Origin of the sequence: Halocynthiibacter namhaensis, from assembly GCF_000812685.1 — a bacterium.
Taxonomy (GTDB): domain Bacteria; phylum Pseudomonadota; class Alphaproteobacteria; order Rhodobacterales; family Rhodobacteraceae; genus Halocynthiibacter; species Halocynthiibacter namhaensis.
Genome location: NZ_JWIF01000056.1, coordinates 295,782 through 312,668 on the forward strand (window position 1 = coordinate 295,782; position 16,887 = coordinate 312,668).

Annotated in this window: 11 protein-coding genes; 5 read left to right on the forward strand and 6 right to left on the reverse strand. The window is 52.6% G+C overall.

The features are described 5' to 3' along the window. Positions 1–19 precede the first annotated feature (19 nt). Complete coding sequence (gene gltB, locus RJ38_RS09450; protein WP_039018880.1) at positions 20–4,534, forward strand: glutamate synthase large subunit; 4,515 nt, start codon at positions 20–22, stop codon at positions 4,532–4,534. A gap of 126 nt (positions 4,535–4,660) precedes the next feature. Next, positions 4,661–5,758: an alanine racemase gene (locus RJ38_RS09455; protein ID WP_039018594.1), complete on the forward strand. Its 1,098-nt coding sequence runs from the start codon at positions 4,661–4,663 to the stop codon at positions 5,756–5,758. Positions 5,759–5,773: 15 nt separating this feature from the next. Here the strand turns inward: RJ38_RS09455 and RJ38_RS09460 are convergent, their stop codons facing one another. Further along, positions 5,774–6,592: an LOG family protein gene (locus RJ38_RS09460; RefSeq protein ID WP_420319417.1), complete on the reverse strand. Its 819-nt coding sequence runs from the start codon at positions 6,590–6,592 to the stop codon at positions 5,774–5,776. Between the two features lie 214 nt (positions 6,593–6,806). Between RJ38_RS09460 and dapD the strand changes: the two genes are divergently transcribed. Next, a complete protein-coding gene (gene dapD, locus RJ38_RS09465; RefSeq protein WP_039018596.1) occupies positions 6,807–7,634 on the forward strand; it encodes a 2,3,4,5-tetrahydropyridine-2,6-dicarboxylate N-succinyltransferase in 828 nt (275 codons plus the stop codon). A 147-nt stretch (positions 7,635–7,781) separates the two neighbouring features. Further along, a complete protein-coding gene (locus RJ38_RS09470; protein WP_052245309.1) occupies positions 7,782–9,878 on the forward strand; it encodes a methyl-accepting chemotaxis protein in 2,097 nt (698 codons plus the stop codon). Between the two features lie 25 nt (positions 9,879–9,903). Here RJ38_RS09470 and queG read toward each other — a convergent pair whose 3' ends face one another. From queG to RJ38_RS09495, 5 genes are all read right to left on the reverse strand, one after another. Then, positions 9,904–10,941, reverse strand: a complete 1,038-nt coding sequence (gene queG / locus RJ38_RS09475; protein WP_039018597.1) for a tRNA epoxyqueuosine(34) reductase QueG — start codon at positions 10,939–10,941, stop codon at positions 9,904–9,906. Between the two features lie 53 nt (positions 10,942–10,994). Then, positions 10,995–11,660 (reverse strand): FtsZ-binding protein FzlA, encoded by a 666-nt coding sequence (gene fzlA, locus RJ38_RS09480; RefSeq protein ID WP_039018598.1) that lies wholly within the window; start codon positions 11,658–11,660, stop codon positions 10,995–10,997. Positions 11,661–11,715: 55 nt separating this feature from the next. Further along, positions 11,716–12,384, reverse strand: a complete 669-nt coding sequence (mtgA, locus tag RJ38_RS09485; protein WP_039018882.1) for a monofunctional biosynthetic peptidoglycan transglycosylase — start codon at positions 12,382–12,384, stop codon at positions 11,716–11,718. A 261-nt stretch (positions 12,385–12,645) separates the two neighbouring features. Continuing rightward, positions 12,646–14,610 (reverse strand): CocE/NonD family hydrolase, encoded by a 1,965-nt coding sequence (locus RJ38_RS09490; protein ID WP_039018599.1) that lies wholly within the window; start codon positions 14,608–14,610, stop codon positions 12,646–12,648. 20 nt (positions 14,611–14,630) lie between these two features. Next, a complete protein-coding gene (locus tag RJ38_RS09495; RefSeq protein ID WP_039018600.1) occupies positions 14,631–15,674 on the reverse strand; it encodes a LacI family DNA-binding transcriptional regulator in 1,044 nt (347 codons plus the stop codon). 513 nt (positions 15,675–16,187) lie between these two features. Here RJ38_RS09495 and RJ38_RS09505 point away from each other — a divergent pair. After that, positions 16,188–16,823: a ribonuclease HII gene (locus tag RJ38_RS09505; RefSeq protein WP_039018883.1), complete on the forward strand. Its 636-nt coding sequence runs from the start codon at positions 16,188–16,190 to the stop codon at positions 16,821–16,823. Positions 16,824–16,887 lie beyond the last annotated feature (64 nt).

Consider the following 16,887-nt stretch of genomic DNA (forward strand, 5'->3'; position numbering starts at 1 on the left):
CCAAATGACTGATACAACAATGACATACGACGATAACTGGGTGCGCGCGGAAGAAGCGAAGCGGCAGTGGATGGCTGAAAATGGCCTCTATCGTGAAGAAGAAGAACATTCCTCTTGTGGGGTGGGTTTCGTGGCCTCGATCGATGGCGAGCCTTCGCGCGGAGTTGTTGATGCGGGCATTAACGCGCTGAAGGCGATCTGGCACCGGGGTGCTGTGGATGCAGATGGGAAAACCGGCGATGGCGCAGGAATTCATGTGCAAATTCCGGTGATGTTTTTCTACGATCAGATCCGTCGCACGGGGCATGAACCGCGTATGGATGAACTGGTCGCGGTGGGTCAGGTGTTCTTGCCACGCACGGATTTTGGCGCGCAGGAAACTTGTCGGACGATCGTTGAAACCGAAGTTCTGGCGATGGGGTATTACATTTACGGTTGGCGCCATGTGCCGGTTGATGTGACCTGTTTGGGTGAAAAAGCCAACGCGACGCGCCCTGAGATCGAACAGATCTTGATCTCAAATTCCAAGGGTGTGGATGAAGACACGTTTGAGCGCGAATTATATATCATTCGTCGCCGTATTGAAAAAGCCGCGCAAAGGGCGAATGTGGGCGAATTGTATTTAGCGTCGCTTTCCTGTCGGTCCATCATCTACAAAGGCATGATGTTGGCGGAACAGGTGGCGGAGTTTTACCCGGATCTGATGGACGAACGGTTCAAGTCGAATTTTGCGATTTACCACCAGCGTTATTCCACAAACACCTTCCCGCAGTGGTGGTTGGCACAGCCGTTTCGCATGCTTGCGCATAATGGCGAGATCAACACGCTGAAGGGCAATTTGAATTGGATGAAAAGTCACGAGACCCGGATGGCGTCGGCTTTCTTTGGGGATCGTGCTGGGGATATCAAACCGATTGTGTCTGGCGGGGCGTCGGATTCCGCTGCGTTAGACGCTGTTTTCGAACTTTTGGTGCGCGCCGGGCGCTCGGCACCTATGGCGAAAACCATGTTGGTGCCTGAGGCCTGGTCGAAAAGCTCAACCCAATTGCCGCAACCGTGGCTTGATATGTATTCCTACTGCAATTCCGTGATGGAACCTTGGGATGGCCCGGCGGCTTTGGCGATGACAGACGGGCGTTGGGTCTGTGCTGGGGTGGACCGATCTGGCCTGCGACCGATGCGTTATGTCGTGACCGGTGACGGTCTATTGATCGCGGGTTCTGAAGCCGGAATGGTACCGATTGATGAGGCGACTGTCGTTGAAAAAGGCGCACTTGGCCCAGGGCAGATGATTGCTGTGGATCTGAAAGATGGGCGGCTTTTCCACGACACTGAGCTGAAAGATACTCTTGCTGGATCACGACCTTTTGGTGAATGGGTTGGCAAGATCAATGAAATCGACAGCGTGCTTGCTGCGACTGAAGAAAAAGCTGTTTTCAGCGGTGATGATCTGCGGGAACGCCAGATCGCTGCGGGCTTTAGCTTGGAAGAGCTGGAACAAATTCTGGCCCCAATGGCGGAAGACGGAAAAGAAGCCTTGGCATCGATGGGCGACGACACGCCAAGCGCGGTTTTGTCGAATCAATACCGCCCGCTAAGCCACTTCTTCCGGCAGTCGTTTTCACAGGTGACCAACCCGCCAATCGACAGCTTGCGCGAATTCCGTGTGATGTCGTTGAAAACACGCTTCGGCAACCTGAAAAACGTGTTGGATGAAGACAGCTCGCAAACCGAGATCCTGGTGCTGGAAAGTCCATTTGTTGGCAATGCGCAGTTTGAAAAACTGGTTGCAGAATTCAACGCCCCCATGGCCGAGATCGACTGTACTTTTCCAACCGACGGCACCCTGGCCGACGCCCTAGCGCGGGTGCGTAAAGAGGCGGAAGAAGCGGTGCGTTCTGGTGCAGGGCATATCGTTTTGACGGATATGGCGCTGGGTGAAAACCGCGTGGGCATGCCAATGATCTTGGCGACTTCTGCGGTGCATTCATGGTTAACACGCAAGGGCCTGCGGACGTTCACATCGCTGAATGTGCGCTCTGCGGAATGCCTTGATGCGCATTATTTTGCCGTGCTGATCGGCTGTGGTGCGACGGTTGTGAACGCTTACTTGGCGGAAGACAGCTTGGCGGATCGGGTCGATCGTGGTTTGTTGGATTGCTCCCTGACGGAAGCTGTTTCGCGGTATCGTAATGCGATTGACCAAGGGCTTCTGAAGATCATGGCGAAGATGGGGATTTCTGTGATTTCCAGCTATCGTGGTGGTCTGAACTTCGAGGCGGTCGGCCTGTCACGTGCGATGGTTGCGGAATATTTCCCTGGCATGACCAGCCGGATTTCAGGCATCGGGATCACTGGAATTCAGCGCAAGCTGGAACAGGTGCATGCGCGCGCTTTCTTTAGTGGTTCCAACGTGTTGCCTGTGGGTGGTTTCTATAAATCACGCAAATCAGGCGAGACCCACGCCTGGGAAGCGCAGTCAATGCATCTGCTGCAAACTGCCTGTAATGACGCAAGCTTTGAGCTGTGGAAAAAATATTCGGCCAAGATACGCAGCCTGCCTCCGATTCATTTGCGTGACCTATTGGATGTGAAGCCAATGGCGGCACCTGTGCCGATCGAAGAGGTGGAAAGCATCACCTCAATTCGCCAGCGTTTCGTGACGCCGGGCATGTCTTTGGGGGCGCTTTCACCCGAGGCACATAAGACGCTGAACGTCGCGATGAACCGGATTGGGGCGAAATCTGACAGTGGCGAAGGTGGCGAAGATCCGGCGCATTTCGTGCCCGAGGCCAATGGTGATAACCCTTCTGCAAAGATTAAGCAGGTGGCGTCCGGGCGCTTTGGCGTGACGGCGGAATATCTAAACCAATGTGAAGAACTTGAGATCAAAGTGGCCCAAGGCGCGAAGCCCGGCGAAGGTGGTCAGCTGCCTGGTATGAAGGTGACAGATCTGATCGCGCGCCTACGTCATGCGACCAAAGGTGTGACATTGATTTCCCCACCGCCACATCACGATATTTACAGTATTGAGGACCTCGCTCAGCTAATTTACGATCTGAAACAGATCAATCCGCGCTGTAAGGTGACGGTGAAATTGGTGGCGTCTTCTGGCGTTGGCACGATTGCTGCGGGTGTGGCGAAAGCCAAGGCGGATATTATCCTGATTTCCGGCCATAACGGCGGCACGGGTGCAAGCCCTGCGACCTCGATCAAATACGCGGGTTTGCCGTGGGAAATGGGCCTGACAGAGGCGCATCAGGTTCTGGCGATGAACAACCTGCGTGAACGCGTGACTTTGCGCACCGATGGTGGTTTGCGCACGGGGCGTGATATTGTCATGGCGGCGATGATGGGGGCTGAAGAATACGGTATTGGCACCGCGGCCCTGATCTCGATGGGGTGCATTATGGTGCGCCAGTGTCAGTCAAACACCTGCCCAGTTGGGGTTTGTACGCAGTCCGATGAGTTGCGCAAAAAGTTTACGGGGAATGCCGATAAGGTCGTGAATTTGATCACGTTTTATGCGCAGGAAGTGCGTGAAATCTTGGCAAGCCTTGGGGCGCGGTCAATGGATGATATCATCGGGCGTGCGGATCTGTTGACGCAGGTTTCGCGCGGGTCTGCGCATCTGGATGAGTTGGACTTGAACCCGCTTTTGATCACCGTCGATGGGGCTGCTGATATCATCTACAACCGTGACAAAGAACGCAATTTCGTGCCGGACACGCTTGATGCGGAAATCGTGCGCGATGCGGCGAGGTTCCTGAATGACGGTGAAAAGATGCAGCTGCATTACGCGGTTCAGAACACGCATCGCACGGTTGGTACGCGTACGTCGTCCCATATTGTGAAGAACTTTGGGATGCGCAATTCGCTTCAGCAAGATCACCTGACGGTGAAATTGACGGGCTCTGCGGGCCAGGCATTGGGGGCGTTTGCGGCCCCTGGGTTGAAACTGGAAGTGTCCGGTGATGCGAATGATTACGTTGGCAAGGGCTTGTCTGGTGGCATGATCGTTGTGCGTCCACCGATGAACAGCCCACTAAAGGCGTCGGACAACACGATTATCGGCAACACGGTGCTTTATGGTGCGACCGCTGGTATGCTTTTGGCGGCGGGTCGTGCGGGGGAACGGTTTGCTGTGCGCAACTCCGGTGCGAGCGTGGTTGTTGAGGGCTGCGGGTCAAACGGTTGTGAGTATATGACCGGTGGTGTCGCGGTGATCCTTGGGTCCATTGGTGCGAACTTTGGCGCGGGGATGACCGGTGGGATGGCGTATCTATATGATCCTGAAGGAAAAGTGGATGCACTGATGAACCATGAAACCCTTGTGATGAACCCAGTGGCGAACGCCCATTGGGAAGACCAGCTGAAAGGCTTGATTGAATGTCATTATGACGAGACAGGCAGTCAAAAAGCCGGTGAGATCCTGCAACATTGGGACCTGGAACGCGGCAATTTCGTGCAGATCTGCCCGAAAGAGATGCTCGCCCATCTGCCCGCGCCCTTAGAGGCGATAGCAGCGGAATAATGCCAGCGCTCACTCTGAATGATCAGGGTGGGCGTTTTGATTTGGGGTATGTGATTTTTGGGATTGGATGTAGATCCTGACCTGCATAGATAGATCGTCAAGCATATCGCGTTGAAAGGTTAATCCATGAAATTCGCTGAATTAGAGACACCTGCGTTGATCCTAGATCTTGATCGATTGAAGGCAAATACGGGTAAAATGATGGCTCGATGTGAGGCGATGAACGTGATCTTGCGCCCGCATTTGAAGACCAGTAAATCCGTTGAAGTGGCCAAACTTGCGACGGGTGGGCGCATGGGAACGGTCACCGTGTCCACCTTGCAGGAAGCCGAATATTTCGCCAATGCGGGATTCGATGACATTCTTTACGCTGTTGGAATCACACCGAATAAGTTTGCCCGGGTTGATCGGATACAGCGCGAAACGGGCAAGACAATTGTGCTGACGGTGGATTCGATTGAGATGGCGCGGGCCGTCCGTGTGCATGGGTTGACCTGCCCGGTTTTGCTTGAGATCGACTGTGGAGAGCATCGCGGCGGAATTGACCAAAACGACGGCAGCATTCTTGAGATAGCCACAATACTGGCCAAAAACTTTAAGGGTGTGATGAGTCACGCCGGGCATTCATACGCGACGGATGATATTAAAACCGTGCGTGATATCGCAGCGCGTGAGGTCGGTGCGGCCGTTCACGTAGCAGATCGTATTCGAGCAGCCGGCATCCCAGTGGAAACGGTTTCCATTGGATCTACGCCAACGGTTTTACACGCAGACAGTCTTGAAGGCATCACTGAGGTGCGCGCAGGGATCTATATGGTCTGGGATCTGTGCCAGCTTGGTCGCAAGATGTGCAAGATTGATGATCTGGCGCTGAGCGTGCTGGCAACCGTTGTTGGGCATAATCGCAATGCCGGTGTGTTGACGGTAGATGCGGGTGCGCTTGCGATGTCCAAAGATATTGGCGCGCAAAACCACATGTCAAATGTTGGGTTTGGCTTGCTTTGTGATGTTGAAACGCTTGCGCCATTTGATCTGCGGATCAGCGGCGTGCATCAGGAACATGGGACCGTTCCGGTGAACAGCGAAGCTGACTTTGAACGCCTTCCCATCGGGGCAATGGTGCGGGTATTGCCTGGCCATGCCTGCCTAACAGCAGCTGCGGGGCATGGCCGATTTCATGTCACAAACTGCGAGATATGGGACCGATGTGACGGGTGGGTTTGACCCCACCCCTGTATGTCAACGACCGGGAAGTTCATTGCGGGCTTCGGCATCACCCCAAGCGTCAATCGCATCAATCGCCTCTTGTGCGGTGTCAACGAATTGGAACAAGTCTAGGTCCTCGGCGGAAATCGTGCCCGCATCTGACAAAGCATCCCAGTTGATGATCTTCTGCCAGAAACCCTTGCCAAACAACAGGAATGGCAGGCGGTCCATGCGGCCGGTTTGGATCAGGGTGAGGGCTTCGAACATCTCGTCCAATGTGCCGAAACCACCAGGGAATACGCAAACCGCTTTGGCGCGCATCAGAAAGTGCATCTTGCGGATCGCGAAGTAGTGGAAGTTAAAACACAGTTCGGGCGTCACATATTCATTCGGCGCTTGTTCATGTGGCAACACGATGTTGAGGCCAATAGATGCGCCACCCGCATCAATCGCACCCCGGTTTCCCGCTTCCATCACGCCAGGTCCGCCACCCGTGACAACCACATCTTCGCGACCACCGCTTTCCATGCTGCGCAGGGTCATGAGGCGGGCAAATTCACGGGCCTCGTCATAAAAGCTAGACAGGTCAGCCAAGGTTTTGGTGCGGGCTGTGTCTTTTTTCGCGGGCTCAGGAATACGTGCGCCGCCAAACATCACGATGGTGCTTTCGATGCCATGTTCTTCCATGGCCATCTCAGTTTTCAACAGTTCCAACTGCAAACGCACAGGACGCAGGGCAGACTGACACATGAAATCTTCGTCGTTAAACGCCAGACGATAGGCCGGGGCACGGGTCTGCGGCGTGTCGGGGATCTCTTTCGCTTTTTTCACATCTTCGCGGGCAAAGCGCATCGGGTGTTTGCGGTTGCTGTTACTCATAAATCGCGTTTCCTTGCGTAATATCTGTTTGGCCCAACAGCTACAGGCTGCCGAGGCAGAATGCCAGTCACGTCATTTCTATTGTCTGTGCCGCGCTCGATTTCGCCAGTGTCGCAAACTGTGGATGACGAAAGCCACATCTTCGGTTAAGACATGCCAACTTTGTATTTTTCGGGGAAACGAAACCATGTCTAACGCTCAACTTGAAACCGCCATTGAGGCCGCGTGGGACGCACGCGATACTATTTCATCCGCCACCACAGGCGAGATGCGAAACGCGATCGAAGACACGCTGAACGCGCTTGATAGTGGCAAACTGCGTGTTGCTGAACCACGTGAAGACGGCAACTGGCATGTGAACCAATGGGCGAAAAAGGCCGTTCTATTGGGCTTTCGCATCAAAGACATGGAACAGCACGAAGGTGGCCCACAAGGCGCTGGCTGGTGGGATAAAGTCGACAGCAAATTCAAAGGTTGGGGTGAGGCCGAATGGAAAGAAGCCGGTTTCCGCGCTGTTCCAAACTGTGTTGTGCGTAAGTCCGCTTTTGTGGCCCCTGGTGCGGTTCTGATGCCATCTTTTGTGAACATTGGCGCCTATGTTGGCGAGGGCACCATGGTTGACACTTGGGCGACTGTTGGGTCCTGCGCGCAGATCGGCAAAAACGTTCACCTGTCTGGTGGCGTTGGCATCGGTGGCGTTCTTGAACCCATGCAGGCAGGCCCGACCATTATTGAGGACAACTGCTTTATCGGTGCGCGTTCGGAAGTTGTTGAAGGCTGTATCGTGCGCGAAGGATCTGTTCTTGGCATGGGCGTGTTTATCGGCCAATCCACCAAGATCGTTGATCGCGAAACCGGCGAAGTCATGTATGGCGAAGTGCCTTCTGGTTCTGTCGTTGTGGCTGGTTCTATGCCGTCCAAAAATGGTGTGAACCTATATTGCGCAGTGATCGTGAAACGCGTGGATGCGCAGACACGTTCCAAGACTTCAATCAACGAGCTGTTGCGCGATTGATAGAATACAATGTGTTCCTGCATTTGAGTGGGAACACATACGTTGCCGTGAAATTTTGGCACCTTATGGCCTGATTGGTCCCGGACTTACTTTTACTTAAGGCTTTGTTGGTAGAACGACCCAACGCTTAAGAAAAGGATAGGACACATGGGTTTTTTGCGGAACAAGATCGGGGGGGCCGATCAAACTGTTGCCCTTGAAAGTTCAGCCCTAATTGCTGCGCTGAATAAGGCGCAGGCTGTAATTTGGTTTGATCTGGATGGCAACATCTTGGACGCGAACGAAAATTTTCTGCAAACTCTCGGATATTCTCTGGACGAAATTCTGGGCAAACATCATCGTATGTTTGTCACGCCGCGCACTGCATCTTCGAATGAATACAAGACATTTTGGGGACGCCTGAAAAGTGGCGAGCAATATCAAGACACCTTTGAACGTGTGGGAAAAGGTGGCAAACACATCTGGATCGAGGCCTCCTACAATCCGATCTTAGACAAGGACGGAACACCCGTAAAAGTGGTGAAGTTTGCGACCGATGTGACCGCCGCTAAAATATTTGAGCAAAATGCGCTTGGTCAGCTGGACGCAATTTCCAGATCTCAAGCTGTTATCGAGTTTAAGCCCGATGGCACAATCTTGAAGGCCAATGAAAACTTCCAGGCGGCTGTGGGGTATTCTCTTGATGAAATAAGGGGCAAACATCACAGTATGTTTGCTGATCCAGAATACGCCGCCAGCGATGAATATAGGGATTTCTGGAAAAGCCTTGCAGCTGGGAAATATCGAGCAGGTGAATTTCAACGCTTTGCAAAAGGCGGTCGTGAATTGTGGTTGCAGGCAAGCTATAATCCGATTGTCGACGCGTCAGGTGATGTTGTTAAAGTCGTGAAAATTGCGTCTGACATTACCGTGGAAAAATTCGCGTCTGCTGATGCACAGGGACAATTGTCCGCTATCTCTAAATCTCAAGCCGTTATTGAATTCAAGATGGATGGCACGATCATCACTGCAAACAAGAACTTTACATCCACGCTGGGCTACACGTTGGACGAAATTACGGGCAAGCATCACAGCATGTTTGCGACGCCAGAATTTGCGGCGTCCGGCGAATACGCAGATTTTTGGAAATCCTTAGCTGGGGGAGAATTCGTCGCGGGTGAGTTCATGCGCGTTGGAAAAGGCGGCAAACAGATATGGATCCAAGCAAGTTACAACCCGATCTTTGATGCGAATGGCAAGCCGTTCAAAGTGGTCAAATTTGCGACTGACATCACACAACGCGTGAAGGTTGTCGACGAAATCGGGGAAACATTGGGCCGCTTGTCTGCCGGGGACTTAATGGTCGAAATGAATGACGAATTCCCGCCAGAATTCGAACCTTTGAGACGTGATTTGAACGCAACCACAGCTGCTTTGTTGGAAAGCATGCGTGGCATCGTAGAGAACACAATTTCGATAAGGGGCGATGTTACGCAGATTTCGGCGTCATCCAATGATCTCGCTGCCCGAACAGAAAAACAGGCGGCAGCCTTGGAAGAAACGGCGGCGGCAGTAGACGAACTGACCGCATCTGTCTTGTCGGCAACTGAATTGGCAGACAAGGCGCAAAATATGTCACATGACACCAAAGCATCGGCGCAAAAAAGTGCGTTGGTGATGAACGAGACCAAGCTAGCGATGGAAAAAATCTCGGACAGTTCGTCAAAGATATCTAGAATCATTGGCGTGATTGACGAAATTTCATTCCAAACCAACCTATTAGCCCTCAACGCGGGGGTGGAAGCCGCGCGTGCTGGCGAAGCTGGGTTAGGCTTTGCCGTTGTGGCCGCCGAGGTGCGAGCATTGGCGCAGCGTTCTTCTGATGCAGCGGGTGAAATTGCCGAATTGATATCCGCTTCTGCCGACGAGGTTAAAAATGGTGTTGATTTGGTCGGAACCGCAGGCGGAGCGATTTCAGAAGTGGAAAAATCGATCATTACCATTAGCGAACGTGTAGATGAAATTTCCTCGTCGTCCCGGGAACAGTCAACAACGCTGAAAGAAATCAACTCTGCCATCAATCAGCTGGATCAAGTAACACAGGAAAATGCGGCGATGTTTGAAGAAAGCAATGCGGCGACACAGAACTTAAGTCAGGCGGTGAATATCCTTGCGGATAGCACATCAGCATTTCAAATCGAAAAATCTGAAGGCAAAGGCGAAAACTGGGCGGTAACATCAGGCGGCCAAAGCATGACGGCATAAAAATTGGATTGGTGCGCGTTGTAATTTACGTCGACTTTAATCGCATCACGGCCCAACGAGCTGCATCTGCAATCGTTGGGTCTTGGTCCAAAGTTAAAGCTTGTGCCGACGCACTCAGCTGCGCATCCGCCGAGTTCCCGATCGCGTAAAGAACATTGCGCACAAACCGGTTGCGGCCAATGCGTTTTATCGGGGATCCTGAAAATAGGCCGCGAAATGCCGTGTCATCTAACTGCGCCAATTCATCAAGCTTTGGCGCCAAGAGTTCAGGGCGTGCTGTGTATCTTATTTCCTGGGCAGACTTGGCGAATTTATTCCATGGGCAGATAGCCAAGCAATCATCACAGCCATATATGCGATTACCAAGCATCGGCCGTAATTCTTCTAAAATTGGTCCGTGATGTTCAATCGTCAGATACGAAATGCAACGTCGGGCATCCAGTTGATAGGGTGCTGGAAAAGCGGACGTTGGGCAAATATCCAGGCATGCTTGGCATGAGCCACAGCTATCACGCCCCGCGGTGTCCGGTTGCAACTCAGCTGTCGTGAAGATCGCGCCCAAGAAGAACCAACTACCCAAATCGTGCCCAACCAAATTGGTATGTTTGCCTTGCCACCCAAGGCCTGCGGCGGCCCCCAGCGGTTTTTCCATCACGGGTGCAGTATCGACAAACACTTTGATCTGCGTGTCGGGTTCCTGTTCGATCAGCCAACGCCCGACGCGTTTGAGCCGTTTTTTTACGATATCGTGATAGTCCCGATTTTGGGCATATACTGAGATTGCAGCGCGATCTTTTTGCGTCAAAATCTCGAGGGGATCGTGTTCGGGGGAGTATACTTCGGCTAGCATCACGACTGATTTTGCTTCCGGCCACAGTGCTTCTGGGCTGCCGCGCCAGTGCATGCGGTCTTCCATCCATGCCATTTCTCCATGCCGGCCTGCGTTCACATACTGGGTCAGCCGCTCTGCTGCTTCGGGTATGGAATCGGGGCGGCAAACGCCCATTTGAGAAAAGCCGGCTTCAAGCGAAAAATCTTGCAGGCGCGATTTTAGATCTGACATATATGCCCTCATCGGTGTTGCAAGAACGCCTTCAATTGAAGGTCTTTGCGAGATTAGAAGTCAAGATCTGCGTAGTGTGGTGGGGGCGGGAAACCCGAAACCTGATCCGCTAATATTGATCGAAATGCAGGGCGCGATTTTATCTTTGCGTACCAATCTTTCACCGTTGCGGATCGGTTCCAGTCTACATCACAAATATAATCGAGCGAGGACAGATGTGCCGCAGCTGCAAAATCCGCGAGAGTCATTGTATCACCGGCCAACCAGCGGCGTTGATCCAAAAGCCAAGTCATGTAATCGATGTGAAATTTGATCGCTTTCGCCCCTGACTTGACATTTTTGCTGTCAGGATAGCCGGATTTTGTGACCTTCTTATTCACCCGTTCATAAAGCAGCTTTGATGTCACCTCATGATGAAATTTATCGTCGAACCAAGACACGATGCGACGCACCTCATACCGGGCTTGGGGCGCTTGGGGCATCAGAGATGGGGTCGGAAATTGTTCTTCGATATATTCGCAAATGGACGCACTTTCCGAATACAAATGCCCGTCCATGCGCAGTACGGGAACTTTCCCGGCGGGGTTTCGTCGCAAAAAATCTGGATCTTGTTCCCAATACCGTTCTTCAACGAGTTCGACTTCCAGCCGTTTCTCGGCCAGACTTAGCCGGACTTTGCGGCAAAAAGGTGAAAGCGGAACATGGTAAAGGCGGATCATATTGGTAACGGCTCTTTTCAGGGTTTTTCTTTTATTCCCCCGTTATCGGGGTAAATCAAGGCGCAAAACAATCAGCGCGCCCATCATTTGAAATCAGTTCGGCACCATTTGCGACTGAGGCGGCACGTCTGCGTTGCCAGTCGCTAGGCTGGCTAGCGGATCGACCTTTGGGATCTGGCAACACACTTACCAAACGTGCCGACTGTTGGGGAGACAAATCAGTGGCATGGACGCCGAAATAATGGATGGCCGCTGCCTCGACACCAAATACACCTTCATCAAATTCGGCGACGTTTAAATAGACCTCAAGAATACGGCGCTTTGACCAAAACAGTTCCACTACTGGCGTCATGAGTGCTTCTAGGCCTTTGCGCAGCCAGCTGCGGCCTTGCCAGAGGTAAACGTTTTTAACGACTTGCTGGCTTATGGTCGACCCTCCACGGTCCCCTCCACCAGCGAGGGCTGCGCGCAAGGCTGCCCCGTCAAAACCCCAGTGATTGCAAAAATTCGCGTCCTCGGCGGCGACGGCGGAACGCGCCATAACAGGTGCGATGTCATCCATCGAAATCCAGTCATGGTCGAGTTGTCCCAACCGATGCGTTTCTGAGATCATATAGGGGGTCATCCTCGGGTTCACGAGCAGGTAAAATAGGGATGCAAGCACGGTGAATAGAACGAGGCCACCAAAGCAACGTAGGGACCAACGACGTAATATTCGCCAGATTGATGATGTTTGAGCTGGTGCGTCGCTGCGTGCCTTAGTCGATTTTCGACGCGGCTTTGCATGGGAAGATGCCTTGGCAGGCCTCCCTGCTTTCTTCCCTTCCGATCCGGTGTCGCCGGCTGTCTTATTTGTCGTTTTTTTCACCACGTGCCAGCAATCTCATACTGTTGTGACCAAGGTCAACTGGAACTCTGCAAGTTTGGGATCCAAACGACAATTTGCCGATCTTGGGCAACACTGTGGTATTTTATGTTTATGGATTTAGCGCGCAATCTTATCCTGCATTTCCTTATAGTAAATTTGAACATCATTTTCAAAAGCAGTCATGGTTTGGGCGACGTCGAAATGATTGGTGGTGGTCGACATCTGTGTGATGACGACGCTGCGCGCAGTGGTGTCACCACGCGTGAGCCAGCGTTCCCAAGTGATTTCAACCTTGGCCGAAGCGGGATCATCGGGTTGAATTGTCCAGATCTCTTGCAGTTCGGAACCTGTCTTTAACCCATTCACCAGATCGGATGTTTGATTGCGACCAGATCTGACAATAAGTGATATTCCGCCTGAAATAGGGTCTGTTCTCCAGTATTTTTCTTCGGGGCTGTCGCTGTGGTGGTCTTGTCGCCGCTGCTCCATCTGAGGTGGGGATGGAAAAGACCATTCATCTAAGGATGTTATATTCCGCCTACAAGGCAATGATAGGGTCGCTGCGTGAACAATTAGTGTCGTGTTATCGGCTTCGGGCCAAGCATAGGGCCAATAACTTGGAGAGATCGCCACGCGCAAACGGTGGCCCTTAGGCAGGCGATATGCGGTTTGATCCAGGGAGATGGTGACGGTGACCGGCTGCCCCGGAACGAGATCGCGTGCGGTATCGGCACCTGTATGATGGCGTAGGTTGAGCATGCCCATGGTGATCAAACTGGATGTGCCATCAAGGCGTTCATCGCAGAGCCGCACGTAAACATGCGCACGTGGTTGATCGGCTGAGATGGTCAGTTGGATCTGGGGTGCGCCAAGAATATCGGTGGTTTCCAAGGTGGGCGGCAAGTCAAAGCATAACGCATGTGCATTGTCTGCGCTTTGATCATCCGGGAGTTCGCCTGGCCCGAATCCGAAAGGGAAATATTCGCCTGCCCCTTGCCCGCAGGACAGGTTGGTTTTGACTAATTTGCCTTGATCAGACTCGGATTGCAGAATGTGATTAGTGCGTGAAACATTCCCTGATGGCCATTTTCTTTCAACCGCCCAGTGTCCGTCACGATGCTTTAGGGCGGGGTCTGGGGGGCAGCTGTCCATGATATACGCGCGGTAATCCGGTAGGTCTTGAACGCCGTTCTCGATACCCTTTAACCAATGATCCCACCAATGCAGGGCCTCAGAAAGATAGTCTATTGAAGGGGAGATGGTGGATATGTTGGGGTACTTGTGGCTCCAGGGGCCAAGAACACCTTTGACGATGCCTGAGGAATGCTCGACCAAATCGGACATGGCGTTCCGGTAACCGTCGTGCTGCCCGCCCATCACAAGGACCGGGGCTTGGATTGCGGTGTAATCCTCGCAGACTGATCCGTGTTTCCAATAGGCATCGTGGTTTTTGTGTTGCATCCATGTCTGCGCAAGAAACGGTGTGCTTTCCAAACGTTGCATCCAAAGTGTGCGCCAGTCGGTGCGTAAGGCCGGATCCGCAGGCATGGAATTCCACGACATGGCGGTGGCCGCCCAGCCGATGTTTTCGGAAACCTGAATGCCGCCTTTGTAGTGGATGTCGTCTGTGTAACGGTTCACCGTGGTCCCGATAGAGATCACAGCTTTCAGCGGTTCAGGCCGCCGCATGGCCAGTTGCAGCCCGTTGAACCCGCCCCAAGAAATGCCTTGAATGCCGATGTTTCCACTGCACCAAGATTGGGCTGCGATCCAGTTGATGACTTCAATTCCGTCAGATAATTCCTGTTCGGAATATTCGTCGTCAAATGTCCCTTCTGAATCGCCACATCCACGCCGATCTACCCGAATACTGACATATCCATGCTGAGCGAAATGCAGGTGCATGCCATGATCGCGGGCGGCGGTGCCGTCAGATTTCCGGTAGGGCAAATATTCAAGGATGGCGGGCAAAGGTGTCGTCTGTGTGCCTTCTGGCATCCAGATTTGGGCGGACAGTCGTGTCCCATCTGAAAGGGGGATCCCCATGTCGCGTTCAATTGAGATCGTCTGTGAACTTTGCACGGGGCTCTCCTTGGTGTGGGCTATGTGCGACGCCGTTTCAGCGTTTCACCGAATTCAATCACTGGGCTGATTTCCGTGCGCACAGGCGCGCCATCGCTGTCGGGCGCATTGCGATTGATGATGATCTCTGCGGCTGCGCGCCCGATGTCGGCACGCCCTGCATCCATTGTGGCAAGTTGTACGGGCAGACCTTTAAGCAGCTCAACGCCGTTGAAACCCGCTAGGCCAATTTGACCGGGCACATCGATATTTTCACTGAGGCAATGCAACAGCCCACCCGCGCCGATCATGTCGTTTGAATAATACAAAAAGTCTAGATCAGGCGAACGGTTCAGGATGGTTTGGGTCATCTCGCGCCCTTTGGCGAGGGCGGACCCCCCGGAATAGAATTCCTTGTCATGGATTTCGAGGCCAGATTTGGCGAGGGCTTCGGTGAAACCTTCGAAACGCTTTCGTGCGCGGTGATCAAGCGGCATTTTTGTGCCCAGAAAGCCGATACGTTCATAACCCGCTTTGGCGATGGCTTTGGCCATTTCGCGCCCGGCACGACGATGGGAAATGCCGACCATAGAATCAATCGGCGTGCCATCCACGTCCATAATTTCCACCACGGGAATATCGGCGTTGCGCATCATGGCGCGTGACGCATCCGTATGTTCCAAGCCAGCGATGATTACGCCAGAAGGGCGCCAAGACAGCATCTCATACAGAACCTGTTCTTCCTTTTCGGGGCGATACCCTGTGATGCCGATAACTGGCTGTAAGCCCGTGCCATCAAGCACATCTGTTATGCCGGTCATGACCTCAGGAAAAACCATATTCGACATAGACGGAATGATCACCGCCACAAGATTTACGCGTTGGGATGCCAAGGCTCCGGCGATCTTATTGGGGACATATCCAAGCGCTTTTGCAGCGGCGCGCACCTTTTCACGGGTGGTTGTGGATACATCACCACGATTGCGTAAAACACGCGACACCGTCATTTCACTGACGCCGGAGGCCTCTGATACATCACGTAAAGTGAGGGCACGTTTGGGCGGTTCCGGCAGTTTCGATGTCATGGGATACGCAGGCCTTTTGTTACTGTTAGCGCTATTGTTACCGACAGTTGCGGTAGAAAGCCATGCCTTGATGTCACAGGTTGATCGGGCCATGCTTCTGTTTCAGAAGCAGTCGATGAATATTATCGATAAAAAACACGCCAGCAGTTGGGCGTCAGTCCATGGCCACAAGTATAATTCAGATAAAATGAAGAAAATTTGATATTGTCACTTTACCTTATGGTTAATGTTTTGGATGATTTTACGGGGCGAGGACCTGAAAAGATATTTTTCTCATATGCCCACCTGAAAATGCAAAACTGATCGATATAGTTACCTAACAAGGCCGTTGGGGAGAGCTGATTTAAGTTTTGTCTTTTGTCGTGGTTGAAATTTTACCATGTTCCGATTGAAAACGGTTTCATTAGGTGCCAGTTCCGGCCCGCTTGAGGTTGTGAGAAAACGAGAGATGCTAAGCGCGAAATGTTGCGATCTTGCACTTGTCATGCGTCTAAAAAACGCGTTTCTGATCCTATGACTGATAAGCTTGCAAAACCCGCCCCAGATTTAACGTATGAAACCGCTGCGCGTGAGAAGGGTTTCCTTCGAATTGCCGGGGTGGACGAGGTCGGGCGGGGGCCGTTGGCCGGGCCTGTGATGGCGGCCGCTGTGGTTTTGGACATTGCCAATGTGCCTGAAGGTCTCAATGACTCAAAGAAACTGTCCGGAAAAAAACGCCGCGCGTTGTTTGGGGCGATCACCACTACCTCCCAAGTGGGGGTCGGCGAGGCTTCGGTTGAAGAGATCGACGAACACAACATTCTGCGCGCGTCCCATATTGCGATGGTACGCGCGGTAGAATCCTTGGACCCTGCACCAGATTATTTATTGATTGATGGCAATATGATACCGCGCGGCCTTAATGTTCCATCCGAGGCGGTGATCAAGGGGGATGGCAAATCACAATCCATCGCGGCCGCATCCATCATCGCCAAGACATTGCGTGATGACCTGATGGTGGCGCTGGGCGCCGAGTTTCCAGGCTATGGCTGGGAAAAGAACGCCGGATATCCGACAAAAATGCACCAGGATGCGTTGAAGGATCTTGGTGTGACCCCACACCATAGACGTTCCTTCAAGCCCGTACACAACATCTTGTATCAAGGCTAAAACTTATCCCCAGGTTGCAATAAAATATTTGACGCGGAATCCAGGATGACTCATGCTTAGGGCA